Source organism: Agromyces sp. GQ35, from assembly GCF_059758475.1.
In genome coordinates this window covers 2,428,564-2,454,396 of the sequence record NZ_JCAXEO010000001.1, presented here as the reverse complement: position 1 = coordinate 2,454,396, position 25,833 = coordinate 2,428,564, and the positions used below count along the sequence as shown (strand labels likewise).

23 protein-coding genes are annotated in these 25,833 nt (G+C 69.8%); 12 read left to right on the top strand and 11 right to left on the bottom strand.

Annotated features, from left to right (window positions below; genetic code table 11):
• Positions 1–4: 4 nt before the first annotated feature.
• Positions 5–685 carry an MtrAB system response regulator MtrA gene (mtrA, locus tag AC6CH0_RS11315; protein WP_498100744.1) on the bottom strand — a complete coding sequence of 227 codons (681 nt, stop codon included), beginning with the start codon at positions 683–685 and terminating at the stop codon, positions 5–7.
• Between the two features lie 158 nt (positions 686–843).
• Here mtrA and AC6CH0_RS11310 point away from each other — a divergent pair, with 158 nt between their 5' ends.
• From AC6CH0_RS11310 to AC6CH0_RS11290, 5 genes are read left to right on the top strand one after another with little or no spacing between them, the layout of a single operon-like run.
• Complete coding sequence (locus tag AC6CH0_RS11310; protein ID WP_498100742.1) at positions 844–2,064, top strand: hypothetical protein; 1,221 nt, start codon at positions 844–846, stop codon at positions 2,062–2,064.
• Entirely contained in the window at positions 2,061–2,747 is a 687-nt protein-coding gene (locus tag AC6CH0_RS11305; protein WP_498100740.1) for a DUF4129 domain-containing protein, read from the top strand. Before AC6CH0_RS11310 ends, AC6CH0_RS11305 begins: the two co-directional genes overlap by 4 nt.
• A complete protein-coding gene (locus AC6CH0_RS11300) occupies positions 2,744–4,030 on the top strand; it encodes a DUF4350 domain-containing protein (protein WP_498100738.1) in 1,287 nt (428 codons plus the stop codon). The genes AC6CH0_RS11305 and AC6CH0_RS11300 overlap by 4 nt, the downstream gene beginning before the upstream one ends.
• A complete protein-coding gene (locus tag AC6CH0_RS11295) occupies positions 4,027–5,016 on the top strand; it encodes an AAA family ATPase (RefSeq protein WP_498100736.1) in 990 nt (329 codons plus the stop codon). Before AC6CH0_RS11300 ends, AC6CH0_RS11295 begins: the two co-directional genes overlap by 4 nt.
• Position 5,017: 1 nt before the next feature.
• Positions 5,018–6,355, top strand: a complete 1,338-nt coding sequence (locus tag AC6CH0_RS11290) for a DUF58 domain-containing protein (RefSeq protein WP_498100734.1) — start codon at positions 5,018–5,020, stop codon at positions 6,353–6,355.
• 99 nt (positions 6,356–6,454) lie between these two features.
• On the opposite strand, the gene AC6CH0_RS11285 is transcribed toward AC6CH0_RS11290, so the two are convergent.
• Positions 6,455–7,450 carry a stage II sporulation protein M gene (locus AC6CH0_RS11285; protein ID WP_498100732.1) on the bottom strand — a complete coding sequence of 332 codons (996 nt, stop codon included), beginning with the start codon at positions 7,448–7,450 and terminating at the stop codon, positions 6,455–6,457.
• Positions 7,451–7,467: 17 nt separating this feature from the next.
• Here AC6CH0_RS11285 and AC6CH0_RS11280 point away from each other — a divergent pair, with 17 nt between their 5' ends.
• On the top strand, positions 7,468–8,310 hold the full coding sequence (locus AC6CH0_RS11280; RefSeq protein ID WP_498100730.1) for an RDD family protein: 843 nt from the start codon (positions 7,468–7,470) through the stop codon (positions 8,308–8,310).
• 69 nt (positions 8,311–8,379) lie between these two features.
• Here the strand turns inward: AC6CH0_RS11280 and ahcY are convergent, their stop codons facing one another.
• The 3 genes from ahcY to AC6CH0_RS11265 are packed head-to-tail and all read right to left on the bottom strand — an operon-like array spanning position 8,380 to position 11,549.
• Entirely contained in the window at positions 8,380–9,858 is a 1,479-nt protein-coding gene (gene ahcY, locus AC6CH0_RS11275) for an adenosylhomocysteinase (protein WP_498100728.1), read from the bottom strand.
• A gap of 45 nt (positions 9,859–9,903) precedes the next feature.
• Positions 9,904–11,337: a phosphomannomutase/phosphoglucomutase gene (locus AC6CH0_RS11270; protein WP_498100726.1), complete on the bottom strand. Its 1,434-nt coding sequence runs from the start codon at positions 11,335–11,337 to the stop codon at positions 9,904–9,906.
• The gene (locus AC6CH0_RS11265) at positions 11,334–11,549 is read right to left on the bottom strand and encodes a DUF3499 family protein (protein WP_498100724.1); all 216 of its coding nucleotides are present in this window, start codon (positions 11,547–11,549) and stop codon (positions 11,334–11,336) included. Before AC6CH0_RS11265 ends, AC6CH0_RS11270 begins: the two co-directional genes overlap by 4 nt.
• A 62-nt stretch (positions 11,550–11,611) precedes the next feature.
• Here AC6CH0_RS11265 and AC6CH0_RS11260 point away from each other — a divergent pair, with 62 nt between their 5' ends.
• A complete protein-coding gene (locus tag AC6CH0_RS11260; protein WP_498100722.1) occupies positions 11,612–12,055 on the top strand; it encodes a hypothetical protein in 444 nt (147 codons plus the stop codon).
• A 10-nt stretch (positions 12,056–12,065) separates the two neighbouring features.
• Here AC6CH0_RS11260 and AC6CH0_RS11255 read toward each other — a convergent pair whose 3' ends face one another.
• From AC6CH0_RS11255 to AC6CH0_RS11235, 5 genes are all read right to left on the bottom strand, one after another.
• Positions 12,066–13,538, bottom strand: coding sequence for a DUF5719 family protein (locus AC6CH0_RS11255; protein ID WP_498100720.1), 1,473 nt, complete (start codon positions 13,536–13,538; stop codon positions 12,066–12,068).
• Positions 13,528–16,686: a glycosyltransferase family 2 protein gene (locus AC6CH0_RS11250; RefSeq protein WP_498100718.1), complete on the bottom strand. Its 3,159-nt coding sequence runs from the start codon at positions 16,684–16,686 to the stop codon at positions 13,528–13,530. The genes AC6CH0_RS11255 and AC6CH0_RS11250 overlap by 11 nt, the downstream gene beginning before the upstream one ends.
• Before the next feature lie 164 nt (positions 16,687–16,850).
• Positions 16,851–17,171: a WhiB family transcriptional regulator gene (locus tag AC6CH0_RS11245; protein WP_498101116.1), complete on the bottom strand. Its 321-nt coding sequence runs from the start codon at positions 17,169–17,171 to the stop codon at positions 16,851–16,853.
• 152 nt (positions 17,172–17,323) lie between these two features.
• Entirely contained in the window at positions 17,324–18,292 is a 969-nt protein-coding gene (galE, locus tag AC6CH0_RS11240; protein ID WP_498100716.1) for a UDP-glucose 4-epimerase GalE, read from the bottom strand.
• 123 nt (positions 18,293–18,415) lie between these two features.
• Positions 18,416–18,565 carry a hypothetical protein gene (locus AC6CH0_RS11235; RefSeq protein ID WP_498100714.1) on the bottom strand — a complete coding sequence of 50 codons (150 nt, stop codon included), beginning with the start codon at positions 18,563–18,565 and terminating at the stop codon, positions 18,416–18,418.
• Between the two features lie 87 nt (positions 18,566–18,652).
• Here AC6CH0_RS11235 and AC6CH0_RS11230 point away from each other — a divergent pair, with 87 nt between their 5' ends.
• Positions 18,653–19,609 carry a GlxA family transcriptional regulator gene (locus tag AC6CH0_RS11230; protein ID WP_498100712.1) on the top strand — a complete coding sequence of 319 codons (957 nt, stop codon included), beginning with the start codon at positions 18,653–18,655 and terminating at the stop codon, positions 19,607–19,609.
• Here the strand turns inward: AC6CH0_RS11230 and manA are convergent.
• Complete coding sequence (manA, locus tag AC6CH0_RS11225; RefSeq protein ID WP_498100710.1) at positions 19,606–20,859, bottom strand: mannose-6-phosphate isomerase, class I; 1,254 nt, start codon at positions 20,857–20,859, stop codon at positions 19,606–19,608. The genes AC6CH0_RS11230 and manA overlap by 4 nt on opposite strands.
• A 105-nt stretch (positions 20,860–20,964) precedes the next feature.
• On the opposite strand from manA, the gene AC6CH0_RS11220 reads away from it, so the two are divergent.
• From AC6CH0_RS11220 to AC6CH0_RS11205, 4 genes are all read left to right on the top strand, one after another.
• A complete protein-coding gene (locus AC6CH0_RS11220) occupies positions 20,965–22,143 on the top strand; it encodes an acyl-CoA dehydrogenase family protein (protein WP_498100708.1) in 1,179 nt (392 codons plus the stop codon).
• Between the two features lie 91 nt (positions 22,144–22,234).
• Positions 22,235–23,596, top strand: a complete 1,362-nt coding sequence (locus AC6CH0_RS11215; protein WP_498100706.1) for an O-antigen ligase family protein — start codon at positions 22,235–22,237, stop codon at positions 23,594–23,596.
• A gap of 52 nt (positions 23,597–23,648) precedes the next feature.
• On the top strand, positions 23,649–24,989 hold the full coding sequence (locus AC6CH0_RS11210; protein ID WP_498100704.1) for an O-antigen ligase family protein: 1,341 nt from the start codon (positions 23,649–23,651) through the stop codon (positions 24,987–24,989).
• A gap of 95 nt (positions 24,990–25,084) precedes the next feature.
• Complete coding sequence (locus AC6CH0_RS11205; RefSeq protein ID WP_498100702.1) at positions 25,085–25,825, top strand: class I SAM-dependent methyltransferase; 741 nt, start codon at positions 25,085–25,087, stop codon at positions 25,823–25,825.
• Positions 25,826–25,833 lie beyond the last annotated feature (8 nt).

Below are 25,833 nucleotides of genomic sequence, written 5' to 3'. Positions count from 1 at the left end.
TCGCCTAGGTGGTCGCGCCGGCTCGGTAGCCGACGCCGCGCACGGTCATCACGATGCGCGGGTTGTCGGGATCGTGTTCGACCTTCGCGCGGAGTCGCTGCACGTGCACGTTCACGAGGCGCGTGTCGGCCTTGTAGTGATAGCCCCACACCTGCTCGAGCAGCATCTCGCGCGTGAAGACCTGCTGCGGCTTGGAGGCGAGCGTGAGCAGCAGGTCGAACTCGAGCGGCGTGAGGTTGATGCGGGTCTCTCCGCGGAGGACCTCGTGACCAGCAGCGTCGATGGTGAGGTCGCCGATGCCGAGGGTCGCCGCGACCGGATCGGGTGCCGGGCGCAACCGGGTGCGGATGCGGGCGACGAGCTCCTTCGGGTTGAACGGCTTCACCATGTAGTCGTCGGCACCCGATTCGAGTCCCTTGACGACGTCGGCCGTATCGGTCTTCGCGGTGAGCATGATGATCGGCGTGCCCGACTCGGCACGGATGCGCCCGCACACCTCGATGCCGTCGATGCCGGGCAGCATGAGGTCGAGCAGCACGAGGTCTGGCCTCGTCTCGCGGAACGCCGCGAGAGCGCTCGTGCCGTCGCCGCAGAAGAAGGGCTCGAAGCCCTCGGTGCGCAGCACGATGCCGATCATCTCGGCCAGGGCCGTGTCGTCGTCGACGACGAGTACGCGTGGAGTCATCCGTTCATTCCTGTCAGCACTGCCGGCCCGCGGCCGAAACCAGTGCGTCAAGCGTAGTCGGTCACTGCCTGCAGGCTACCCGAGCGCCCGGTGGAGGGGCATCGGCGGCCGGACGAAATGTGCGAGCATGGTGGAATCCGCCGGAAGGAGCCCCATAGGTGTCAGACCACGACTGGCAGGCGCCCGGCGGCGCCTCCGCCCCCAACCCTGGCCCGGCGCAGGCTCCACAGACGCCGATTCCCCAGCCGGCACAGGCGCCGGGCGGTTGGCCTGCTCCCCCGGTGGAGAACTGGGCGGCCCCGGCGCCGCAGTCCGTCGGCACGCTGGGCTGGACGCCCCCGCCGAAGCCCGGTCTCATCCCGCTGCACCCGCTCGGCTTCGGGACGGTGCTCTGGGCGCCGTTCAAGGTGCTCCGCCGCAATCCTGCCGCGACCTTCGGCACCGGTCTCGTGGTGCAGCTCATCTCGGTCGTCGCGACGCTCGCGGTCTTCGTGCCGTTCTCGATCTTCATCATCACCCGCGTCGAGGGAGCCACGAACTCCGACGACGCCGATGCGCTGATGTCGGGCGCGATCGGCGGATTCCTGTTGCTGATGCTCGTGCCGGTGATCGTCTCCCTCATCGCGAGCGCGTTCCTGCAGGGCGTGATGGTCATCGAGGTGGCGAGCGGCACGCTCGGCGAACGGCTTCGATTCGGCGCGCTCTGGAAACGTGCGGCGAAGCGCATCTGGCCACTGCTCGGCTGGACCGCGATGATCACCGCCGCGATCGTCCTCATCTTCGCCGCCTTCGTCGCCATCATCGTGGTCGCGACGTTCTTCGATCCCGTGACGATCATCGTCACGGTCCTCGTGCTGCTGTTCGCCGGGCTGGGCGTGTTCGTCGTCGTGGCGTGGCTCGGCACGAAGCTCTCACTCGTTCCGAGCGTCATCGTGCTCGAGGGTGCCGGCATCGGCACCGCGATGCGCCGTTCCTGGCGCCTGACCGACGGGTTCTTCTGGCGTACGTTCGGCACGCTGCTGCTGGTCGGTTTCATCCTCAACCTCGCCGCCCAGGTCGTCGTGCAACCGGTGTCGCTGATCGGCACCATCGTCGCCGCCATCATCGATCCGACCGGCAACGGCGCGGCCATCGCGATCACCGTCGTGACGCTCGTGGTCACGATGATCCTCTCGCTCCTGATCGGGGCGATCACCGCGGTCGTGCAGGCTGCGCTCATCGCCGTGATCTACATCGACCTGCGCATGCGGAAAGAGGCGCTCGACCTCGAGCTCGTGCGGCACATCGAGCAGCGCGACGCCGGGCATCCGGTGTCGGATCCCTACCGGGCACCGGCCACCGCGGCCACCTACCCGGGCGCTGCTCCCGCGACGACGTGATCCCGACGAGGCTCCGCGGCACGCCGCTCGACCCCGACGCGCCCGAGGCGCGCCGGTGGCTCGAAGACGAGCTCATGAAGCCCGAGTACCAGGCCGCGAAGCCGAATCCGTTCGATCTCGCCATGCAGGCGATCCGTGACTGGTTCTTCGGGCTGTTCGACGGGGCCACAGGGCTGCCGGGTCCGCTCCTCACGCTGCTCCTCGTGCTGCTCGCGATCGCCGTGGTGGTCGTCGGTCTCCTGGTGTTCGGGCTGCCCCGGCTGCGCCGTCGCCGTCGCAGCGACGTGGCGCTCTTCGACGATCACGACCGGCGCGATCTCGAGACACTCCGGCGAGCCGCCGCCGATGCCGCGGCCGCGGCCGACTGGCCGCTCGCGATCGAGGAGCGATTCCGTGCACTCGTTCGCGGCCTCGTCGACCGCGAGGTCGTCACGGTGCACCCCGGCACCACGGCGCGAGGCTTCTCGGTCGCCGCAGCGCGGTCGTTCCCCGACCTCGGCGCCGGTCTCGACTCCGCGGCGGCCGACTTCGACGGCGTTCGCTATCTCGGCCGCGGCGGTTCTGCCGAAGACTACGAGCGAGTGACGACGCTCGAGCGCTCCATCTCGGACGCTCGACCGGCGGGCGCCGAACAGCATGCAGCCGCAGCAGCCCACCGCGAAGATGCCGAGGTCGCTCCATGACCGCGCCCGCGACCGCCGCCCGCGAAGCGGCGACCACGGCTCCTGCGGTGACGCCCACGGTTCGCGCGTTCCTCCGCCGCCGCCGAGCCTGGTTCGTGATCGCCGCCGTGCTCGTGCTCGGCGCATTGCTCGTCATCGCGATCCAGGGCGGGGCGCGACAGCCCGGCGCACCGCTCGCGGCCGACAATCCCGCACCCGCCGGCGCGAAGGCGCTCGTCGAGGTGTTGCGCTCGCACGGCGTCGCGGTCGAACAGGCGCGCACCTTCGAACTCGCCGTCGAGGGCGCCGAGCGCGGTGCCACGGTGCTGCTGTACGACGAGTTCGGCATTCTCGACGATCGGCGACTCGGCGAACTCGCCGCGGCATCCGAGCGCCTCGTCGTGGTCGAGCCCGGCTTCGCCGCACTCGAGGCACTCGCTCCCGGTGTGCGCCTCGCGGGCGCCGCGAGCGGCACGATCGACGACGTCGAGTGCGAGCTCGGCCCGGCGGAGCGCGCGGAAGCGCTCTCCGAGGGGCAGCGCCTGCTCACGATCGACGACGAGGCGGCCGACGACGGCTGGCAGGGCTGTTTCCGTGACGGAGACTTCGGTTTCGCGGTCGTCGCCGGTGCAGGTCCGAACGGCGGCGACCTCACGATCGTCGGTTCCGCCACCCCGTTCACCAACGAGGCCATCGTCGAGTCGGGCAACGCCGCACTCGCCATCGGACTCACCGGCGCATCCGACGAGCTCGTCTGGTACCTGCCGGGCCCGGGCGACGCCGATGCAGCCGATGCCCCCACCATCGGCGAGCTCACGCCCGGCTGGGTGAGCCCCGTCATGGTGCTGGCCATCGTGGTGGTCATCGTCGCCGGTATCTGGCGCGGCCGACGGTTCGGGCCGCTCGTCGTCGAGAACCTGCCCGTGCACGTGCCGGCCGGCGAGACGAGTGCCGGCCGCGCACGCCTCTACGCGCGCACCGCTTCGCGCACCCACGCGCTCGACCAGCTGCGCATCGGCACCATCCGTCGTATCGCACGCGTGCTTCGGCTCCCCCGCTCCGCAGAGCTCGCCGAGGTGACGGATGCCGCAGCACGGGCGACCGGCCGCGACGAGGCATCCGTTCGTCGGCTGCTCGCCGACGCACAGCCGGCCCACGACCGCGAACTCGTGGAGCTCGCGGGCGAACTCGCCCGCCTCGAGGCCGAAGTGCAACGCACGCTCGACCCGCGCAGCTCCGCGCGCTCCGCTACGAGCCCCGACGCACCTCTCGATCGCGACGACCCCACAGGAAGGCGACCATGACCGACCCCATCTCCGCACCGACGGGCGCAGCGACCGACGAAGAGCTCCGCGCCGCGCTCAACCGCGTCCGCACCGAGGTCGGCAAGGCCGTCGTCGGCCAGGACGGCGCCGTGACGGGCCTCATCATCGCCCTGCTCACCCGCGGCCACGTGCTGCTCGAGGGCGTGCCCGGCGTGGCGAAGACGTTGCTCGTACGAACGCTCAGCCGCACCCTGCAGCTCGAGACTCGGCGCGTGCAGTTCACCCCCGACCTGATGCCGGGCGATGTCACCGGCTCGCTCGCGTACGACCCGCGCTCCGGCGACTTCGCGTTCCGCGAGGGACCGGTGTTCACGAACATCCTGCTCGCCGACGAGATCAACCGCACACCGCCGAAGACCCAGTCGGCGCTGCTCGAGGCGATGGAGGAGCGCCAGGTCTCAGCCGACGGGGTGACCCGCCCCCTCCCCGACCCGTTCATGGTCGCCGCCACCCAGAACCCGATCGAATACGAGGGCACGTACACGCTGCCCGAGGCGCAGCTCGACCGGTTCCTGCTGAAGCTCGTGCTCGATGTGCCCGAGCGCGATGCCGAGCTGTCGCTGCTCCGCCGTCATGCCGATGGCTTCGACCCGCACGACCTCGCCGCTGCGGGCGTCACGCCGGTGCTGGGCGCGACCGAACTCGCGGCGGCGCGCGCCGCGGCATCCGCCGTTCGCGTCGAGGACGACGTGCTCGGCTATCTCGTCGATCTCGCGCGCGCGACGCGTCGCAGCCCCTCGATACGTCTCGGAGTGAGCCCGCGCGGCACGACCGGCCTGCTCGCCGCCGCGAAGGCGTGGGCCTGGCTCACCGGCTACGAATCGCTCACCCCCGACCACGTGCAGGCGATGCTCCTGCCCGTCTGGCGGCACCGCGTACAGCTGCGGCCCGAGGCCGAGCTCGAGGGCGTGTCGGTCGATGCGGTGCTGCAGTCCATCGTGCAGCAGGTGCAGGTGCCGCTCTGATATGACGATCTCCGGTCGGTTCGCACTCCTCGTCGCGCTCGGCGTCGTGCCCGTCGTCGTGGCTGGCTCCGTCGGCGCGCCCGAAGGTTGGCTTGCGCTCCTCGGCTGGCTCGTGCTCGCGATCGGCGCCGGCGTGCTCGACCTGTCGCTGGCCGCGTCGCCACGGCGGGTCGCCCTGCGACGTGAAGTGCCCGACCGGGTGCGGCTCGGCGAGACGATCACGGCCGTGCTCAGCGTCGAGAACCTCGGGCAGCGGATGCTCCGGGCCACGGTGCGAGACGGCTGGGAGCCGTCGGCCGGAGTCGCCGGGCGCAACCGCGCGCGACTGCGGGTGCCAGCCGGAGAACGTCGTCGCCTCACTCTCCAGCTGACGCCCTGGCGGCGCGGCGACCGCCGCACCGAGCAGGTGACGCTGCGCTCGGCGGGTCCACTCGGACTCTGGTCGAGACAGGCCACGCTCGCCTCCCCCGGGCGCCTCCGCGTGCTGCCGCCGTTCCACTCCAGAGTGCACCTGCCGTCGCGACTCACGCGCCTGCGTGAACTCGACGGACGCACGCCTCTACTCATCCGAGGCCAAGGCACCGAGTTCGACTCGATCCGCGAGTACGTGCGCGGCGACGACGTGCGCTCGATCGATTGGCGGGCGACCGCGCGTCACACCGACCCCGAGGTGCCGGGCAACATGCGGCTCATGGTGCGCACGTGGCGCCCCGAACGCGATCGACGCATCGTGATCGTCACCGATACGTCACGCACCGCGGCCGCCCGCATCGCCGACGAGCCACGCCTCGATACAGCGTTCGAGGCCTCGTTGCTGCTCGCCGCACTCGCCTCGCACGCCGGCGACCGGGTCGACTTCCTCGCCTGGGATCGCCGCCTGCGGGGTCGCGTGCACGGTGCCAGCGGACCCGAACTCCTGACCCGCATGGTCGACACCATGGCCGGCATCGATGCCGAACTGATCGAAGCGGATTGGGCGTCCGTGCCCGGGCAGGTGCGGCGCATCACGAGCCGGCACGCGCTCGTCGTGCTGCTCACCGCGGCGGATTCGCCCGGAAGTGCGCGAGGGCTGCTCTCGGTGCTCCCGCAGTTGACCGCTCGGCACACGGTGGTCGTGGCATCCGTCGCCGACCCGGCACTCATCGAGGCCGGTCGCGCACGCGACGACCTCGAGCAGGTCTACGTGGCGGCCGCCGCCGAGCGGGGACTGCTCGACGGCGAGCGCGTGGGTGCGGCGATCCGTCGACTGGGCGGGCTCACGGTCACGGCTGCCCCTCAGGAACTGCCACCGGCGCTGGCCGACCTCTACCTCGAGTTGAAGGCATCCGGCAAGCTCTGAGCCGCCTGCCATCGCTGATTCTCGCCTCACGCGCCCGCGCCGGCACCCCGTGAACGCATCGCCGATGCTTCGTCGCGGCCGATCGAGCGCTGCAGGAACTCAGCCGGCCACGATGCGACGCGCGCCGGCGTCGAACTCGACCAGGTCGCCCGTCTCGCCGGCCCGCCACGCCCGGCCGCCGAGCACGAGCATGTACGCGAGGAACCCACCGAGCGCGGCGACGCCGATGCCGATCTTCACCGGCCACGGCCAGGGTGCCGGCGTCACGAAGGCCTCGATGATGCCGGAGACGAACAGGAAGAAGACGAGGCCGAGCGCGACGCTGAAGAGCGACCGGGCGTCTTCGGCCAGGGCGACGCCGCGAGAGCGCGCGCCCGGTGCGACCCATGCCCAGAAGATCCGAAGGCCGGCGGCCGCAGCCACGAAGACGCACGTGAGCTCGAGCAGGCCGTGCGGCGCGAGGTAGAGGAAGAAGGTGTCGGCCTCGTCGTAGGCGAACATCACGGCGGCATTGATGCCGAGGTTCTGTGCATTCTGCAGGATGACCCAGGGCACCCAGACACCGAGGATGCCGAACGCGACGCATTGCGCGGCGATCCACGCGTTGTTCGTCCACACCGCACCCGCGAACGACGCAGCAGGATTCTCGGAGTAGTAGGCGACGAACCCCTCCTCTGCGATCTGGCGGAGCTCCGCCTCGCTGCCGATGGAGGCGAGGGCGCGAGGGTCGCCGCCGAGCCACCATGCGTAGAGCGCAGCGACGGCCACGGTCACCACCGCGACCGCGAGCGTCAGCCATCGCAGCCGGTACAACGCCGCAGGCAGGCTCACGACAGCGAAGCGGGTGAACTGGCGCAGCGGGTTCTCGGGCGCGCCGGTGAAGGCCAGTCGCGCACGAGCCAGCGAGACCGACAGGCGGTCACCCAGGGCGGTCGAACCCGCGGTGGTCTGCACGAGCGAGAGGTCGGATGCGGCGCTCTGGTAGCGCTCGATCAGCTCGTCGGTCTCGTCGCCGGCCAGACGCCGGCGGCGAGCGAGCGCGTCGAGCCGCTCCCAGTCGTCATGTCGGGCGGAGGCGAGCGCATCGAGGTCCATCTGCTTGAATACTACCCATGGCACAAGCCCCCGTCGGCGCACAGCGCATCGCCCGATTCGACGACGAAGGCGTGCTCACCGGCGAAGCCGTCTCCCTCGACATCCGCCCGGCGAGTGCGCTCATCCGAGCCGGCGGCGCGGCCATCGACGTGCTCGTCACGGTGGTTCTGATCATCGGCCTGCTGTTCGCACTCGCGGGTCTCGGCGTCGACCCGACCGGGTTCCAGGCCATTCTCACTGCGGGCATCGTGACCTGCATCGTCATCGTTCCGACCGCGGTCGAGACGTCGAGCCGGGGCCGATCGCTCGGCAAGCTCGCCCTGGGTCTGCGGGTGGTTCGCGATGACGGCGGCGCCATCGGGTTCCGGCACGCCTTCATCCGCGCGCTCACCGGTGTCGTCGAGATCTACCTCACCTTCGGCGGCCTCGCCGTGCTCGTCGGCTTCCTGAACCCGTCGTCGAAGCGCCTCGGCGACCTGCTCGCGGGCACCCATGCCCAGGTGGAGCGCGTGCCGAAGCTCCCGTCGACCGCGTTCGGCGTACCGGCCGAACTCGCCGGGTGGGCCGCCATCGCCGACGTCGGCCGGCTGCCCGACCCGCTCGCACGTCGAGTGGCCTCATTCTTCACGAACGCCGGGCACCTCGTGCCCGACAGTCGCGCACGCGTCGCGGCATCCCTCGCCGTCGAGGTCGCGCCGTTCGTCTCGCCGCTGCCCGATGCCGCACCCGAGCGGTTCCTCGCCGGCGTCGCCGCCCTTCGGCGCGATCGCGACGCCACCGCGCTCGCCCTCGTCGACGCGCGCATGACGGCGCTCGCGCCGGTGCTCACCGCGACGCCACCCGGGTTCCCCGAGCGGTAGGCTCACGCGGTCGGTCGTACATGCCACCGGCCGAACGGATGCCGCGGAATCGCGGCATCCTGCACCGGATCAGTACCGGTAGTGGTCGACCTTGTACGGCCCGTCGACGGGAACGCCGATGTACGCCGCCTGTTCGACGGTGAGCTCGGTGAGTTCGACCCCGAGCGAGTCGAGGTGCAGCCGGGCGACCTTCTCATCGAGGTGCTTCGGCAGCACGTAGACGCCGACCGGGTACTGCTCGGGTCGGGTCCACAGCTCGATCTGCGCGAGCACCTGGTTGGTGAACGAGTTCGACATGACGAACGACGGATGCCCCGTGGCATTGCCGAGGTTCATGAGCCGCCCCTCCGAGAGCACGAGGATCGAGCGCCCGTTCGGCAGCCGCCACTCGTGCACCTGCGGCTTGATCTCGATGCGCTCGGCGCCGGCGAGCGACTCGAGCCCGGCCATGTCGATCTCGTTGTCGAAGTGGCCGACGTTCGCGACGATCGCGAGGTGCTTCATGCCGAGCATGTGCTCGACGAGCACGACGTCTTTGTTGCCGGTGCAGGTGACGAAGATGTCGACATCGCCGACGACGTCGCCGAGTCGAGCGACCTGGTAGCCGTCCATCGCCGCCTGGAGCGCGCAGATCGGGTCGACCTCGGAGACGATGACCCGAGCACCCTGCCCGCGCAGTGCCTCTGCTGCACCCTTGCCGACGTCGCCGTAGCCGACGACGAAAGCGACCTTGCCTCCCATGAGCACGTCGGTGGCGCGGTTCAGGCCATCGGGCAGCGAGTGGCGGATGCCGTACTTGTTGTCGAACTTCGATTTCGTGACCGAGTCGTTGACGTTGATCGCCGGGAAGAGCAGCTCGCCGTTCGCGTGCAGCTCGTAGAGCCGGTGCACGCCGGTCGTGGTTTCTTCGGTGACGCCCTGGAGCTCTGCCGCGATACGGGTCCAGCGGTCGGAGCTGAGCTCGAGCGAGCGGCGGAGCGTATCGAGGACGACCCGGTACTCGTGGCTCGCGTCATCGGCCGCCGCGGGCACGACGCCGGCCGCCTCGAAGTCCCGGCCGTGATGCACGAGCATCGTCGCGTCGCCGCCGTCGTCGAGGATCATGTTCGGGCCGATCCAGTCAGCGCCGGATGCCGCCGCCTCCGCCGACCAGTCGAAGATGCGGTCGGTGCACCACCAGTACTCCTCGAGCGACTCGCCCTTCCACGCGTAGACCGGAACGCCGGCGGGCGCGTCGACGCTGCCATCGGGGCCGACCACGATGGCCGCGGCCGCCTCGTCTTGCGTGGAGAAGATGTTGCAGCTCGCCCAGCGCACCTGCGCGCCGAGCGCGACGAGCGTCTCGATGAGCACCGCGGTCTGCACCGTCATGTGCAGGCTGCCGGCGATTCGGGCTCCGGCGAGTGGCTTCGATTCGCCGAACTCCGCGCGAAGGGCCATCAGGCCCGGCATCTCGTTCTCGGCGAGGCGCAGCTGGTGGCGGCCGGCTTCGGCGAGCGAGAGGTCGGCGACCTTGTACGGGAGGGAGGTGGTGACGGCAGCATCCATGCCGACCATTCTCGCAGGCTCGGGCCGCGCGAGTCGCCCCGCCGATCAGCCGCGGATGAGTGCGAGCACCTCGTCGCGAACCGCCGTCATCGTTGCGGCGTCTCGGCCTTCGGCGTTCAGGCGCAGCAGCGGCTCGGTGTTCGAAGGGCGCACGTTGAACCACCAGAACGGCTCGTCGCCATCGGTCGTGCCCGTGACCGTCAGCCCGTCGAGTTCGTCGAACTCCGCACGGCCGGTGAACGCTTCGACGATGCGCGTGTAGGCCGACGGCACGTCGTCGACGACCGAGTTGATCTCGCCCGACAGCGCGTACGGCGTGAACCGCGTCGACATCTCTGAGAGCGGTGCGAGTTGCGCGCCGAACTCGGCGAGCACGTGCATCGCGGCCAGCATGCCGTTGTCGGCTCCCCAGAAGTCCCGGAAGTAGTAGTGCGCCGAGTGCTCACCACCGAAGACGGCACCCGTCGACCGCATCTGGTCTTTGATGAGCGAGTGCCCGACGCGGGTGCGGACCGGCACGGCACCGGCCTGTTCGATGACCTCGGGTACGAATCGCGAGGTGATGAGGTTGTGGATGACCGAGACATCGCTCTCGCCCGCCGCACGCACCCGAGCGATCTCGCGGAGCGCCACGATGGCTGCGACGGCCGACGGATTCACCGCGCCGCCCTGCTCATCGACGACGAAGCAGCGATCGGCGTCGCCATCGAAGGCGAGTCCGAGATCGGCTCCGTTCTCGACGACGGCACGCTGCAGGTCGACGAGGTTCGCGGGCTCGAGCGGGTTCGCCTCGTGGTTCGGGAACGTGCCGTCGAGCTCGAAGTAGAGCGGCACGATCTCGAGCGGCAGCCCGGGCAGGCCGGCGGCGGTGCCGAGCACGGCTGGAACCGTCAGCCCGCCCATGCCGTTGCCCGCGTCGACGACGATCTTCAACGGACGAACGTCGCTGAGGTCGACGAGCGAACGCAGGTGCGCCGCGTAGTCGGCGAGCACGTCGACGTGCGTGACCGAACCCGGCACCTGAACCGCCGCGATGCCCTGCTCGAGGTAGTCGAGGGCGCGATCGCGGATGGCGGCGAGACCGGTGTCGAGGGAGATGCCCTGGGCTCCGGCTCGCGAGAACTTGATGCCGTTGTATGCGGCGGGGTTGTGGCTCGCGGTGAACATCGCGGCAGGAGCGTCCAGCGACCCGGACGCGAAGTAGCTCTCATCGGTCGAGCAGAGCCCGATGGACACGACGTCGGCTCCGCGCGCCACGGCACCGCGCGCGAACGCCTCGGCGAACCCGGGCGAGGAGTCGCGCATGTCGTGCCCGACGACGACCCGGCCGCCGGCCGCGCCGACCTCGTCGACGAACGCCGCGGCAAGCGCTTCGACCGTCTCAGTGGTGAGCCCCTCGCCGACGATTCCTCGCACGTCGTAGGCTTTCACGATGGCGTCGAGGCGCGCACGAGCGCCCGATGGAGCAGCGGAGTTCATGACTTGAAACCTACCTCACCGAGGCTCACGTGCCGCACGACCTGCCAGCCGACGGGCGCGGAGGTGCGCTCGGCGTGACGGGCGCAGAGGTCGTAGCCGTGCGGCTCCCGGGTGAGCGCGAGCGGCCCGAGCACTGCCATGGAATCGGCATAGTCGAACGTGAGCGTGGCGACCGCTTCGGCGGCGCAGGCGGTGCGCGAACAACGTCTCATGGCTCCACCAGAGTAGCGAGCGCCGCGGCCGTTCGCAGGGAACGACTCAGTACGATGGAGCCATGCCCCGATCTCGTCGTGTCGCCCCCGAGCCGCGCTCGCCCCGGCGACTCGCCCGAGATCGCCATGGCCGAGGTCTTCGTTCAGCCGTGACCGGCCCGCACCTGCCGATGCTGCACAACCGGCTCGACGAGTTCGAGCTCACCGTCGGTACCACCGCTGCCTACCTCAGGGGCCTCTGGCCCGAGCTCGAGGGCGTCGTCTTCGAGGTGGCGCAGGGCCCGGCCGAGGCGATCCACGACGACCACGTCGACCGTTGGAAGGTCTTCCACGACGAACGCCGCATCGTGTTCTACCGTCTGCCGATCGTTCGGTTCCTGCGACTGCAGGAGGGCGAGGAACGCGAAGAGAAGCTGCTCATCGAGAGCTGCGTGTTCCGCGCGATCGCCGATCTGCTCGGCAAAGACCCCTGGGAGCTCGCTCCCGGCCGGTACCGGCACCTCTGAGGCGACCCGCTTACCGCGGGAACACCCGGATCGGCGAGTCCAGCGGTCCGGGCGGCTGCACGCCGAATGACGCGAGCTCTCCCGCGTCGGTGAACGAGACCGAAGCGTGCACGCCCTCGACGCCGGTGAGCCTGATGATCACGCCGGCCTCGACGTCGACGGAAGTCGCGCTGCCCGCCTCGATGTTCACGGTCCGGGTCTCCCCGTCGATCGTGTACTCCACCTGGGCCTCATCGCCGCCGGCGTTCGCCAGATGCAGCGCCGGCGACGGCCCGTCGGGCACGGCGACGACCGCGTCGGCCAGGAGCGGAGTCGTCGACACGGTCCAGGCGAGATCGACGGATCCCGCGGAATCCGGCTGCCCCGGAGCGGGCGCGGCAGCGGGCGTCCCGGTCGTCGCGCGCGCAGCGGCCACGATCGGGCCGTCTGCATCGAGTCGCACGGTGTAGGCGCCGGATTCGAGCACTCCGAGCGGCACATCGGTCGTGCGGCCGGGCTGCAGCGTCACCTCGATCGTGGAACCTCCGGCACCCGAGCCGCCTTCGGGCATGAGACCGATGGAGACGTCGACCGGCTCATCGCCGGTGGCGAGCAACCGGACGGCGGGGAAGTCATCGCCGTCGGCGTGGTCGTCGGCCGGATCGACACCACCGGATTCGGCGACGAGGAAGCCGGGAATCACCTGGCTCGAGGCCGGTGTCGCGGCGGCACCTGTGAACTCGACACCGGCAGGCGCGAGCCCGTCGACGGCCGACTGCTCGAGCGCCGCGGCGATCATGCCACCTGTGCTGGTCACGTGCACGACGGGCGAGGTCAGGTTCGGGGCGAGACCCGCGAGCGACACCACCCGCTGGCTGCCCGCCGGAACGATGATGCCGAGCGAGGACCCCGCCTCGACGGCGCCCGTCTCGCCGATCACGCGCACATCGACGGTGGCGGCGACGTCGGTGGGGTTCGCGAGCGACACGAGGCTCGTTCGCCCGAGCGTCGTCGCTCCCGCCACGAGCCACGACTCGGCACTCGCCTCCGCGCATGCAGTCGCGGCGAATCCGGCGATCGTCTCGGTGCCGGCCGACTGCGACTGCGCACCGGCGAGCATGCCGGCCTCGACGGTTCCCGGCTCGACGCTGATCACCACCGGGGTGCCGTCGCGATCGGCTTGAGGGTTGCCGGGCGCGACGAGCGGCGTCTCGGTGATCTCGACGTCGTCGGGGTCGGCGCCCGCGATGAGCTCGGCCGCGCCGATCGAGGAGACGGTGGTGGCAGCGGCTGCGTCGTCGGCGAGGGTGAGCAAGGGGCCGGCGCAGACGCGCTGCTGCCTGCTCTCGGCAGGCTGCACGACGAGCGACGATGGATCCGCGCGATGCTCCGGCCACGGGACGAGGGCGGCTGCCGCGAGGGCGGCGGCGGCCAGCGCCGCTGCCACGAGGAACCCGGCGGCGCGTCCGCCGATGCGGGCGAGGGTGCGGCGGTCAACGCGCATCGTCGTCTCCCTTCGGATCGCGGGGTTCGGCTGAGGCGGGCGCCGCGGCCGGCGGTGGCTCGGCGGCGATCTCCGCCGAGGCATCGCCGGCATCGGGCTCGGCGTCGTGATCGGCCGGCTCGGCCCGGCTGACCCCCTCGGCCGACTCGGGCTCGTCGGGCGCCCGCGGATCTGCGTCGGCATCGTCCGCAGACGCAGCCTCGACAGGATCGCTCTCTGCAACGCGGTCGACCGGCGGGGTCGCCGGCTCATCGCCCGCGTCGGTGGTCGACTCGGTGTGCACCTCGTCGCCCTGCCCCGCCGCAGGCTTCCCGCGAGGTTTCCGTTGCGGCCGCCGCAGCACGGGTCGGCGACGCGGCGGACGCCGATCCGCCTCGCGACCGGCTCCGGTCGGAATGGACAGCAGCAGGGTCGCGCCGAGCACGATGATCTGCACCGCGGTGATCACCCCCGCGAGCGCACCGCCCGCTCCGGCGGGAATCTTCGCCGCCGGCGCATCCGGTTCCGCGGCGCCGAAGCGCCAGAGCGTGCCGAAGTCGGTCTCCCCGACCGAGACCAGTGCCGCGTTCCCGTCGAGAGCGGTGCGTGCCCGCTCGGTCGTCGCCTCGGCTTCGCGGTCGTCGCCCGCCGGTGCGGTCAGGAGCACGAACGAGACGCCGAACTCGCGAATCGCGGCATCAGGATCGAAGCCGCTGCGGGAGGCGAGATTGCCTGCCACCTCGGCCAGTTCCCGCTCCGAGTCGGTCATCTCCACGCGGGTCTGCTCGAGCGTGGACTGCTCATCGAGTGTCGTGCCGGCACCCCGTTCGAGCGTCGCACGAATACTGCCGTCGGACTCCGGTTGGATGCGCAGTGTCGTCACGCGCGGATCGCCGTCGGCCTCCGCACCGACGAACGCCGGAAGGGTGCGCTCCGCAGCGGGTGCGATCGCCGTCGATGCTGTCGCGATGCCGAGTCCGGTTGGCAGCACGGCGACGAAAGCCGCAACGGCGACGACCCACGGGATGACGGCTCCGCCGCGACGAAGGGAATTCAGAGCGACCACGGCAGCGAAGACGATACCCAGCCAGGCGATACTGAGGCCGCCACCCGGCCAGAGCTGCACCGCTGCGGGACCGGCGAGGGCCACGGCGAGATGGGCCGCCGCGACGGCCGTCGCGAATCCGAGCAGCGCGGTACCGAGGCTGAGCGCCGCCCCCCGGATGCCCGGCGCGAGCACTGCGGCGAGCGCGGTGAGGAGGAGCGGCAGCATGAGCACGGTGACGAGCAGTTTCGGATCCACGGGCGCCGTGTCGGCGAGGAACTCACCCCACCCGCCCCAGGGCGCTCCGGGGAAGCCGAGCGCGAGCTGCCAGACCGAGGGTGCGGTGCTGTCGAGCGGCAGACCAGGGTCGGCGAGCAGGGCGAGCGGCGTTCCGCGGCCGAGCTGGGCGATGACGAGCGGCCCGAAGAGCACCACGGCAGGCAGTGGCAGGCCGGCGAGGCGAACTGCGGCGCGTCCGCTCACGGCGAGCCCGACCAGCCAGGCGACGAGCAGTGCAGGTGCGAGGCTCGGAGCTGCGGCGACCACCGCGGCGAAGAGCAACGACGCCGTCGCGGCGGCAGCCCATGACGTGGCAGCGCCGAACACCGCGAAGGCGAGCCAGCCGAGCAAGACGTGCGCGAGCACGGCGCCCGGCCGGCCGTCGGCGAGCGCAACGAGCAAGGGCGGTGCGAGGCCCCAGAGCAACGCGGCGACAGCTCGCACGGAACCACGCTCGGTGAGTCGCGAAGCTGCGAACCATGCGCCGAGCGTCGCGACCGGCACGGCGAGGAGCCACAGCAGTACCAGGCCGAACGACGGGGCCCAGAACGCGATCGTTCCGAGCACCGCGAGCACGCCGGCGAAGGGGTCGGCAGCGCCGACGAAGCCGACGCCGATGTCGCGCCATCCGTATCCGGCGTTCCGCCAGAGCTCGCCGAGTCCGCTCGACAGGGGCAGGATGCCGCCGCCGCTGAGCCCTCGCGCGCCGAGCAGCCAGGTGAAGAGGCCCACGGATGCCGCGACCGATGCGAGCAGCACCCAGCCGCCGCCCGTTCCGAGGAACTGCAGCTCGTGCTTCCGCCCGCGCGCCCGGGCCCGTCGTGCCTCCGCAGCATGCTGGCGACGGCGCCGTACCTCATCGGGCTGCATCCGCAGTGGCGCGATCGCCGACCAGCCGACCGTGCGTGCCGACTTGAGCGTGCGTCGGGAGCGGGCGATGCGCATGCCGGAGAACATCGTGCCGAACGCGGCGGAGAATTCCCCGGGGATCGCGCCCGGTGACTTCACCAGCAGCAGCCGGATGGATCTGATGATCGCGAGCGGCAGGAAGACCAACCAATGCAGCGGCACCGCGGCGGCGGGCGCGTAGACGAGTCGACGATGCAGTGCAGCGGCGCGGGCAGCCCGCGTTCGACGCCGATGGGCGCGCGCCCGCGGATCGGTCGTCGGCCCGGCGACCCCATCACCTGCGAAGTGCACGTGCGCTTCGGGCACGACCGACACCCGGTGACCGGCGAGACGTGCCCGGATCGAGAAGTCGAGTGCGTCGTCGACGGTGGGCAGGCCAGGGTCGAAGCCGCCGAGCGAGCGCCAGACCGTGTGGCGCACGAGGATCGCCGCAGGATCGAGCCCCAGGACATCGCTCAGTCCGTCGTGCTGGCCCTGGTCGAGCTCGTCGGCGACGAGCGGCACGCTGCGACCGAATCGCGTGATCGTGCGACCGAACGTCGCGATGCGATCGGGATCGTCCCACGTGCGGAGCTTCGGGCCGGCGATCGCCACGGACTTGGCCGTCTCGAGGGTCGCGACGAGGCGCTCCAGCGCATCGGGCGCAGGAGCCGAGTCCTCCGCAAGGAGCCAGAGGGCATCCCCGTCGGACGTCGGCGCGTCGAGCACGCGCTCCGCGGCGCGCAGCGCCTCACCGAACGAGAGCCGCTGCGAGAGTTCGACGATGTGGCTGGGCGACGCAGAGGCGACGAGCTCACGGGCTTCCGAGTCGGCCTCCGTGAGCACGACGATCAGCGCATCGGGCATACGACGCTGAGCGCGGAGCGCTTCGAGGGTGCGTCTGAGGTGGTCGCCACCATGATGTGCGACGAGGACGGCGGTGACTCTGGGGAACATCGGGGTCAGCCTAAGCGGCGCACTCCGCGGCATCCGTCACCGAGCCGGGCGTGGCGTGCCTCGAAACCGCGAGACGCGCCTCGATCGGGTCGAGGCGGCACCCGGCGAGGTCTTGCCACGCCGTGCCGAACGAGTGCGGGGCCGGCCGAAGCAGACCCCGCCACTCAGACCGCTCGTTTGCGGAGCTTGCGACGCTCACGTTCAGACAGACCGCCCCAGATGCCGAAGCGCTCGTCGTTGCCGAGCGCGTACTCGAGGCACTGGTTCCGCACCTCGCATCCGGTGCAGATCTTCTTCGCGTCCCTCGTCGATCCGCCCTTTTCGGGGAAGAACGCCTCAGGATCGGTCTGCGCGCACAACGCGTCGCTCTGCCATGCCAGCTGATTGTCATCGTCTGCGACCGAACGAACCCCCGGAACGCCCAGCCTGACCGGATCGACGAACCAATCGTCAGGTACTCCAGAACGATATTCAGGATTGCCCATATCGTCTCCCACCCAGTTGTACCGACCACCCAGAGGGTGTGTCATGACAATTACACCGGTGTAATTCGTGAGAGTCAAGTCGCAGATCGTAAACCCTCAAGCCCCTGTCGAGGCTTGAAGGCCGCATCGACACGCCGGGTGTTGACCAGACGTTATGAATCGGACGCCGCGCGGCGGGCTCGCCAGGCGCTCTCGACCATCTCGGCGAGCGTGTGCCGCATGCGCCAGTCGAGGTCGCGGGCAGCGAGCTCACCGGATGCGACGATGCGCGCGGGGTCACCCGCTCTGCGCGGCGCGACCTCCGGGGTGAAGGCGATGCCCGTCACCTCGGCGACCGCCTCCATGATCTCTCCGACCGAGACCCCGTCGCCCGAACCGAGGTTGTAGACGGGTTCCAGCGGCTCCCCTGCGTCGAGACGCCGAGCCGCGACGACGTGGGCCTCGGCGAGGTCGGCGACGTGGATGTAGTCGCGCACGCAGGTGCCGTCGGGCGTCGGGTAGTCGTCGCCGTTGATGCGCGGGGTGCGCCCGTCGAGCAGCGCGTCGAAGACGAGGGGGAAGAGGTTGTGCGGGCTCACGTCGAAGACCTCGGGCGTGCCCGACCCGACGACGTTGAAGTAGCGGAGGCTCGTGTGCGCGAGGCCACGGGCCTTCGCCTGGTCGGCCAGCAACCACTCCCCGATCAGCTTCGACTCGCCGTAGGGCGACTGCGGCTGCTTCGCCGTCGATTCGGTTACGAGATCGACGTCGGGAGTTCCGTAGACCGCAGCACTCGACGAGAAGACGATGCGGTCGACGCCCTTGGCTTCCATGGCGGCGAGCAGCGTCGCGGTGCCTGTCACGTTCTGCTGGTAGGTGTGCAGCGGGCGATCGACCGAGACTCCGGCGTACTTGAAGCCCGCGAGGTGCACGACGCCCTGCACCTCGTAGCGATCGATCGCGCGTTCCACGGCGCCGCCATCGAGGATGCTGGCATGGACGATCGGGGTGCCTTCGGGGACGAAATCATGTCGCCCCGAGGAGAGGTCGTCGAGGACGACCGCATCGATGCCCTGCGCGTTGAACGCGCGCACCACGTGCGCCCCGATGTATCCCGCTCCTCCGGTGACCAGCCAGCTCATGTTCCCGCCTCCCGGCGCGGAGTCTCCACACCGGGAACGATCGTATCCGCCGGAGTGCGGGCGCGAGCCTCTCGGCGGCCCCGGGCGATGCAGCAGATACGCCGAGCTCGGCCCGCGGAGTGCTCAGGCCCGGCGCACCTGCTGGTGCTCGACGTGCCGAGTGCGGTCACGGATCTCGGGGCGACCATAGCCGTCGGTGTCGAGTCGGAGCACGGTGGCGAGTACACCCCAGACGGCGAGTCCCGCGAGAACGAGGAAGATGATCGTGGTCATGGCAGTAAATCTATGGCTTGTCAGATCCTGCCGACAGTGGCAGAGTAGCCATCAAACGATCGATTCCTGCCAAACCCGGAGGCACCCATGCTCCAGTCCGTCGCCTGTATCGCCATGCCGCAGATGGCGCCCTTCGAGTTCGGCGTGATCTGCGAGGTCTTCGGCATCGATCGCACCGAGACCGGCGGACCCAACTTCGACTTCAGTGTCGTCGCCGCAGAGCCCGGCCCCATCCCGACGAAACTCGGCTTCGACGTCGTCGTCCACGAGGGGCTCGACGCGGCGTACACCGCCGACCTCGTCGCGGTTCCCGCCTCGCTCATCGGCACCCGGCCAGACGACCGGGTGCTCGACGTCATCCGTCACGCGGTCGAGCGGGGCGCCTGGGTGCTCTCGGTCTGCTCCGGCGCCTTCACCCTCGGCCACGCCGGCGTGCTCGACGGCCGCCGCTCCACCACGCACTGGATGTACACCGACCTGCTCGCAGAGATGTTCCCCGAGACCGTGGTCGACGCCGACGTGCTCTTCGTGCACGACGACAAGATCGTGACGGGCGCCGGCACCGCGGCCGGCATCGACGCGGCACTGCACATCGTGCGCACTGAGCTCGGCGCGAGCGCCGCCAACAACATCGCCCGCCGCATGGTCGTGCCTCCCCAGCGCGACGGGGGCCAGTCGCAGTTCATCCAGACGCCGGTCGTCGAATGCCGCAGCGACTCGTTCGCGAGAATCACCGAGTGGATGATCGAGCACCTCGACGAAGACCTCACCGTCGACCTCCTCGCCCGGAAGGCGCTCATGTCGCCGCGCACCTTCGCCCGGCGGTTCCGAGCCGAGACCGGCACCACGCCGAACGCGTGGCTCAACCGGCAACGCCTGCTTCGCGCACAGCAGCTGCTCGAAGAGACCTCGTTCACGCTCGAGGAGATCGCACGTGACACCGGCTTCGGCGCCGCCGCCGTCATGCGTCACCACTTCGTGAAGGTGCTGCAGACGACGCCGACGGCGTACCGCCGGCTCTTCGGCGTGCGGGTCGCCTCCTAGCCTGCGGGAGTCGCGGTCCCGGTCGTCGCGATCCACGCGATGCCGGGGCCGGTGACCGCGAGAGCACCCTCATCGGGCGTGATGTACGCCGACTCGCCGCGTGCGAGTCGGGCGACATCGCCGCCCTCGCCCTGCAACGCCACGCCCCCACCCTCCACGAGCACGATCGCGGGGCCCTCGAGCACGACGCGAGAGACATCCGTGCCCGGCTCGACCCGGTAGAGCACGAAGTCGGGCACATCCGGCCGAAAGACGGTGACGCCCGGCGACGGTTCCTCGGGTGCCAGCAGCGGTGGCGCGATCGGGGTGAAGTCGAGCACGTCGATGAGTTCGGTGACGTCGATGTGCTTCGGAGTGAGGCCACCGCGGAGCACGTTGTCGCTCGCCGCCATGAGCTCGATGCCGAGCCCGTCGAGGTAGGCGTGGATGTTGCCCGCGGCGAGGTAGAGCGCCTCGCCGCGCTGCAGGCGTACCCGATTCAACAGGAGCGAGATGACGACGCCCGGGTCTCCGGGGTAGGTTTCGGCGAGCGCGGCGACCGTCTCGAACGACCGGGCGAATCCCGATGCCAGAGCGGTCTCGGACGCCGCGAGAGCGGTGACCCGTTCGATGACCCACGTCGCTTCACCGGTGTCGCCACCGCGCCCGTCTCGGAGCAGCCATTCGACGGTATCGCGCAGGGCGTGCTCCCCCGTGAGGTGACCCTCGAGGAGATCGAGGGCACCGGCCTCCGGCTCCGGTGACGCGGCATCCGCGGCCCGCAGCACCTCGAGCACGCCGCGCACCTCATCGAGCGGGCGGAATCCCGAGAGCGCGTCGAACGTCTCACTCACCGCGACGATCAGCTCGGGTTTGTGGAACTGGTCCTTGTAGTTTCGGTCGTACGCCGTGAGCGGCACGCCGTCCTCTTCCTCGCGGGCGAAGCCAGCACGAGCCTGCTCGGGCGTCGGGTGGGCCTGCAGCGAGAGCGGCTCGGCCGCTGCGAGCAGCTTCAGGAGGAACGGCAAGCGGGCGCCCTGCACCGCGAGCTGCGATCCGAGGGCGGCTTCGGGCGCAGCGGTGATCCACGCGGCGAGGTCGCCGTGACCGACGGATGCCGCGTCGAGCACCTGCGCCGGTGAAGCCGGGTGCGCCCCGAGCCAGAGCTCCGCCTCAGGTCCACCGGACGCCGGGGCGCCACGGAACTCCGCGATCGCCGTCGTAGAGCCCCATGCGTAGTCCCGCGGGGTGTTGCCGATGGCCACAAACATGCTCGGGTGTTCCTCTCGATCGTTTGGGTCAAAACTACCAACGCCGCAGTCGGTCGCCCGGTCGCGACATAGGCTCGGGACATCCGACGACGTACTGGAGCTGTCATGACCTTCGAGCCTCTCGCAAGCGATTTCTACGCCTACGAGTCCCTCCTCAGCGACCGGGAGAAAGCAGCGCTCGCCGAGTTGCGCGCGTGGCTCGAGTCCGACGTGAAGCCCATCATCGGCGACTACTGGGAGCGCGCGGAGTTCCCGATGCAGATCGTGAAGCCCCTCGCCGACCTCGGCACCCTCTCGTACAACTGGGAGGAGACCAGGCCGTTCGAGAACTCGGCCGTCTTCCGCGGCTTCGTCGCGCTCGAACTCGCCCGGGTCGACCCGTCGGTCGCGACCTTCGTCGGCGTGCAGAACGGGCTCGCCACCGGCACGATCAGCGTGTGCGGCTCGAAGGAGCAGCGCGACGAGTGGATCCCGAAGCTCGCGAGCGGCGAGGTGATCGGCGCGTTCGGGCTCACCGAGCCGCTCTCGGGCTCCGACTCGGCGCAGGGCCTGCGCACGACCGCGCGGCGCGACGGCGACACGTGGGTGCTCAACGGCTCCAAGCGCTGGATCGGCAACGCCACGTTCTCGGACATCACGATCATCTGGGCGAAAGACGTCGCCGACGACCAGGTCAAGGGCTTCATCGTGCCGACCGCGACCCTCGGCTACACCGCCACGAAGATCGAGGGCAAGATCAGCCTGCGGGCCGTGCAGAACGCCGACATCACCCTCGAGAACGTCGTCGTGCCCGAGTCGCTCCGCCTCGCGAACGCGAACTCGTTCCGCGACACCGCGAGCGTCCTGCGGCTCACCCGCGCCGAGGTGGCATGGGCGGCCGTCGGCACCTCGATCGGCGCATACGAAGCCGCCGTGAAGTACGCCGGCGAGCGCGTGCAGTTCGGCAAGACGATCGGTTCGCATCAGCTGATCCAAGACCTGCTGGTCAAGTGCCTCGGCAACATCACCGCGTCGATCGGAATGGTCGTACGCGTCTCCGAGATGCTCGACCGGGGCGAGCAGCGCGACGAGCACTCGGCGCTCGCCAAGGCGTATACGACGGCGCGCATGCGCGAGACCGTTGCGTGGGCCCGTGAGGCGGTCGGCGGCAACGGCATCACGCTCGAGTACGACGTCGCCCGCTTCTTCGCCGACGCCGAGGCGCTCTATTCGTACGAGGGAACGCGGGAGATGAACACGCTCATCGTCGGTCGCAAGATCACCGGCAGGGCGGCGTTCGTCTGACGTCGGGCACGGCAGCGGATGCCGCGGCGGGGCGTTCCCGTCACGGCATCCGTCATCTGGTCGCAATGCGCACCGCGATAGCCTGTACCGCATGAGCATCGCCCGACGACGTTGGATCACGGCGTACGCGACGTTCGCGCTGTTCACGGTGCTCGCGGGGCAGTTCTGGCGCAACCTCCTCGGCTGGTGGGGCTTCGGCGTCGTGGTCGTGCTCGTGCTCGTCGGCGCCGTCGCGCTCGTCGCACAGCTCCGCCCGACGTGGGTCTGGCGCCGAGTGCCGAAATCGACGCTCGTCTTCCTGATCTTGGCGACGATCTCGATCGCCTGGTCGTTCTACCCGGGCGCCTCCGCGCTGGGCGTGGGCATCACGCTCGCTACGAGCTTCACTGCTGTTGCACTCGTGCTGTGCCTCGACTGGGCTCGGTTCGTGCGCTGCCTCGGCGGGGCGATCAAGTGGGTGCTCGGACTCTCGCTCGCATTCGAGCTGTGGGTCGCGGTCTTCGTCGGCGGGCCAGTCATCCCGAATTTCCCCGACTTCGAGGTCACCGGCGACAAGATCCCGATGGCGTTCTACTGGTCGCGGGGTCTGCTGTTCGACGGTGGCCCGATCGAGGGGATCGTCGCAAGCCGCAACCTGCTCGGAATGATCGCGCTGCTCGGGCTCATCGTCTTCGGAGCAATGCTTGCCGCAGGCAGTGTGCGCCGGGCATCCGGCATCGGCTGGGTCGTCACCGCCGGAGCAGTCATGCTGCTCACCCGGTCGGCGACGGTGATCCTGGTCGGCGTCCTCGTGCTCGCCGCAGTGGGCTTCGCACTCTGGGCCCGTCGCGTGGGGCCGGATCGACGAGCAGCGGTCTACTGGACGGCGGGCGGCGCGCTCGTGGCATCCGTCGTGCTGCTCATCGCGTTCTGGAGCCGACTTCTCGAGCTCTTCGGCAAGAGTGAAGACCTCACCGGGCGGTTCGACATCTGGAGCGCCGTGACCGGGTTGGCATCGGAACGACCCTGGTTCGGCTGGGGCTGGGTCGGATACTGGGCGCCCTGGGTGGAGCCGTTCGACGGCCTCGCGGTGCGCAAGGGCGTGCAATATCTCCAGGCGCACAACGCATGGCTCGACGTCTGGATGCAGCTCGGGGTCATCGGCGTGATCGCATTCGCCTCGATCGTGATCGGCGCGCTCTGGCGCTCGTGGTTCCTCGCCGTCGACCGACCGATGGATGCCGCTGGGAGGCCGCTCCCCCACTCCGCCGCCGCCCTCGTGCCGCTGCTCGTCCTCATCGCGCTGATCGGGCAGAGCCTCGCCGAGAGCCGCATCCTCGTCGAAAGCGGCTGGTTGCTGCTCATCGCGGTCGCCTGGGCGACGAAACGGCGGCAGTGGGAGCATGAACCACTCCCGGCGGCACCGATGCGGGTTCCGGCATCGCGGATGCCGCCGCCAGAGGTGGCTCGATGATGTGCCCGCCCACCCGCCCGCGCGCGTACTCTCGCCTCGGAGCTGTACGTCGATGAAGGCATTCGACGGGGGAAGCGGACGAGGCGATGACCGCACACCGGCGAGTCGCTCGACGCGCGTCATCGCCGCAGTGCGGGAATTCGCCGGATCCGCACGCTTCGCCCAAGCGCTGACGCTGCTCGCCGTCGGCCTTGCATTCTCGACGCATGCCTTGGGCACGCTCATGGGCACGGCGGGCCTCCTCGCGGCGCTGTTCGGTCTCCTACTGCTGTGCGCAGCGTCATTGGTGGCACGTTGGCGAGCGGTCGAGTGGTACGGCATTCTCCCGCTCACCATCCTCGTCTTCATCGGCTGGTGTGCGGCTTCGGTGATCTGGAGCAATCTGCCGGCCATCACCTCGATCGCCCGACTCGCCTACCTCGTAGCGTTCGCATTCGTCGGTGTGTACGTCGCGCTGATGCGCGACACGATCCAGATCGTGCGCGCCTTCGGTGACGTCATGCGCACCTTGCTGGGCGTCTCACTCGCCCTCGAGGTGCTCTCCGGCATCATCCTCGACCTTCCGATCAGAGCCCTCGGCATCGAAGGCCACATCGCTCAGCTGGGGCCGATCCAGGGGATCTTCGGATCGCGCAACATGCTCGGCTTCGTGGCGCTCATCGCGCTGCTCACCTTCGTGGTCGAATGGCGGACGAAGATAGTGCGGCGCACTCGTGCTGCACTTTCACTGTCGCTCGCTTCGATCTGCCTCGTCTTCTCCGGCTCACCGACCACGTGGTTCGCGCTCGGGGCAGCACTCTTGGCCCTTGCCGCGCTGTACGGCCTGCGCCGCGCCCCTGCCCCGACGAGATGGCGTTGGCAGCTCGCGCTCCTGGTCACCGCCGTCGTCGCACTCGTGACCGCTTGGATCGTGCGTATCCGCATCATCGAGCTGCTCGACGCGCGAGGCGAGTTCGACGTGCGCCTCGATGTCTGGCGGGAACTCTCGCGCTACCTCAGCCTCAATCCCCTGCAGGGGTGGGGCTGGGTCGGCTCTTGGCCCGACGCTGCGCCCTACACGTGGATCGAGCTGGCGACGGGCAGACCCCACGGTTCGGCCCTGAACGCGTACGTCGACGTCTACTTCCAGGTCGGCGTCATCGGCGCGTTGCTCTTCATCGCGCTGCTCGGCGTCGCCCTCGTTCGCGCGTGGCTGCTCGCTTCAACGCGGCGGAGCGTCGTCTACGTCTGGCCAGCGCTCATGCTCGTGGCGATCGCGGTGACCTCATTCGCCGAGAGCTTCGTGCTCGTCGAAGGCGGGTGGATGTTGCTCGTGGTGTGCGCGGTGAAGGCCGCGCGGGACATGAGCTGGCGGGATGCACTCGCGGCAGGGCGTCCTCCGGCCATCGAGTGACGACATGAGTCGGTATCGACCGCAGCATCGCCGCGTTGACCAGTGCAATCCGGGGCTCCGCGTGCGACCATCGACGGAAGCCGGAGGGAGGTGCCATGGGCTTGGACGACCAGACGACATCATCCGGATACACGAAGTGGAAAGGCTGGGGCCTCGCCGACTTCGGACGTATGGCGCGCGGCGACGCCGACTACTTCTCGCGCGAGATTCGCGAGATCGTCCGCCGGAGACCGGTCGTGCGAGTGCTCGAGATCGGGTATGGCAATGGCGCATTCCTGAGTTACTGCCGTTCGCAGGACTGGGAGGTCAGCGGCACTGAGCTACTCCCCGGACTCGTCACGATCGCCCGCACGGCCGGCTTCGACGCGCACCATGCCGATGAACTCCGGCACCTGGGCAGCGGCGAATTCGACTTGATCGTCGCCTTCGACGTCTTCGAGCACATACCGCCCGACCAGAGCGTCGCGTTTCTCCGCATCATCTCCGAAAAGCTCTCCGACAGTGGCGCGGTGCTGCTTCGCTTCCCGAACGTCGACACATGGATCGGCAACCCGCTCCAGTACGGCGACGTCACGCACGTGAACGCCATCGGCGTCTTGAAGATGCAGTACTACGCGGCCGAAGCCGAATTGCAGCTCGTGCAACTCCGTGCGGCGAAGCGACGCGGCTTCCGCACGTCGGCGGTCCACGGGCTGCACCGATACACGGCGGGCATAGCGATCAAAGCGATCGCGGGCGTGGCGAAAATGCTGTACTTCCCCGATCTGCCGGTCGTGCTCTCGTCTCCGGCAATCGTGTGCATACTGTACAAGCAATCGCCCAACGCTTCTGCGTAGTTGTTCGC

Coding starts and splice junctions, on each gene's coding strand:
- AC6CH0_RS11265 (WP_498100724.1), bottom strand. CDS start 11,549: ATGAGACGTTGTTCGCGCACCGCCTGCGCCGCCGAAGCGGTCGCCACG.
- AC6CH0_RS11260 (WP_498100722.1), top strand. CDS start 11,612: ATGCCCCGATCTCGTCGTGTCGCCCCCGAGCCGCGCTCGCCCCGGCGA.
- AC6CH0_RS11300 (WP_498100738.1), top strand. CDS start 2,744: ATGACCGCGCCCGCGACCGCCGCCCGCGAAGCGGCGACCACGGCTCCT.
- AC6CH0_RS11210 (WP_498100704.1), top strand. CDS start 23,649: ATGAAGGCATTCGACGGGGGAAGCGGACGAGGCGATGACCGCACACCG.
- manA (WP_498100710.1), bottom strand. CDS start 20,859: ATGTTTGTGGCCATCGGCAACACCCCGCGGGACTACGCATGGGGCTCT.
- AC6CH0_RS11280 (WP_498100730.1), top strand. CDS start 7,468: ATGGCACAAGCCCCCGTCGGCGCACAGCGCATCGCCCGATTCGACGAC.
- galE (WP_498100716.1), bottom strand. CDS start 18,292: ATGAGCTGGCTGGTCACCGGAGGAGCGGGATACATCGGGGCGCACGTG.
- AC6CH0_RS11255 (WP_498100720.1), bottom strand. CDS start 13,538: ATGCGCGTTGACCGCCGCACCCTCGCCCGCATCGGCGGACGCGCCGCC.
- AC6CH0_RS11245 (WP_498101116.1), bottom strand. CDS start 17,171: ATGGGCAATCCTGAATATCGTTCTGGAGTACCTGACGATTGGTTCGTC.
- AC6CH0_RS11290 (WP_498100734.1), top strand. CDS start 5,018: ATGACGATCTCCGGTCGGTTCGCACTCCTCGTCGCGCTCGGCGTCGTG.
- AC6CH0_RS11230 (WP_498100712.1), top strand. CDS start 18,653: ATGCTCCAGTCCGTCGCCTGTATCGCCATGCCGCAGATGGCGCCCTTC.
- AC6CH0_RS11285 (WP_498100732.1), bottom strand. CDS start 7,450: ATGGACCTCGATGCGCTCGCCTCCGCCCGACATGACGACTGGGAGCGG.
- AC6CH0_RS11235 (WP_498100714.1), bottom strand. CDS start 18,565: ATGACCACGATCATCTTCCTCGTTCTCGCGGGACTCGCCGTCTGGGGT.
- mtrA (WP_498100744.1), bottom strand. CDS start 685: ATGACTCCACGCGTACTCGTCGTCGACGACGACACGGCCCTGGCCGAG.
- AC6CH0_RS11295 (WP_498100736.1), top strand. CDS start 4,027: ATGACCGACCCCATCTCCGCACCGACGGGCGCAGCGACCGACGAAGAG.
- AC6CH0_RS11220 (WP_498100708.1), top strand. CDS start 20,965: ATGACCTTCGAGCCTCTCGCAAGCGATTTCTACGCCTACGAGTCCCTC.
- ahcY (WP_498100728.1), bottom strand. CDS start 9,858: ATGGATGCTGCCGTCACCACCTCCCTCCCGTACAAGGTCGCCGACCTC.
- AC6CH0_RS11205 (WP_498100702.1), top strand. CDS start 25,085: ATGGGCTTGGACGACCAGACGACATCATCCGGATACACGAAGTGGAAA.
- AC6CH0_RS11250 (WP_498100718.1), bottom strand. CDS start 16,686: ATGTTCCCCAGAGTCACCGCCGTCCTCGTCGCACATCATGGTGGCGAC.
- AC6CH0_RS11215 (WP_498100706.1), top strand. CDS start 22,235: ATGAGCATCGCCCGACGACGTTGGATCACGGCGTACGCGACGTTCGCG.
- AC6CH0_RS11270 (WP_498100726.1), bottom strand. CDS start 11,337: ATGAACTCCGCTGCTCCATCGGGCGCTCGTGCGCGCCTCGACGCCATC.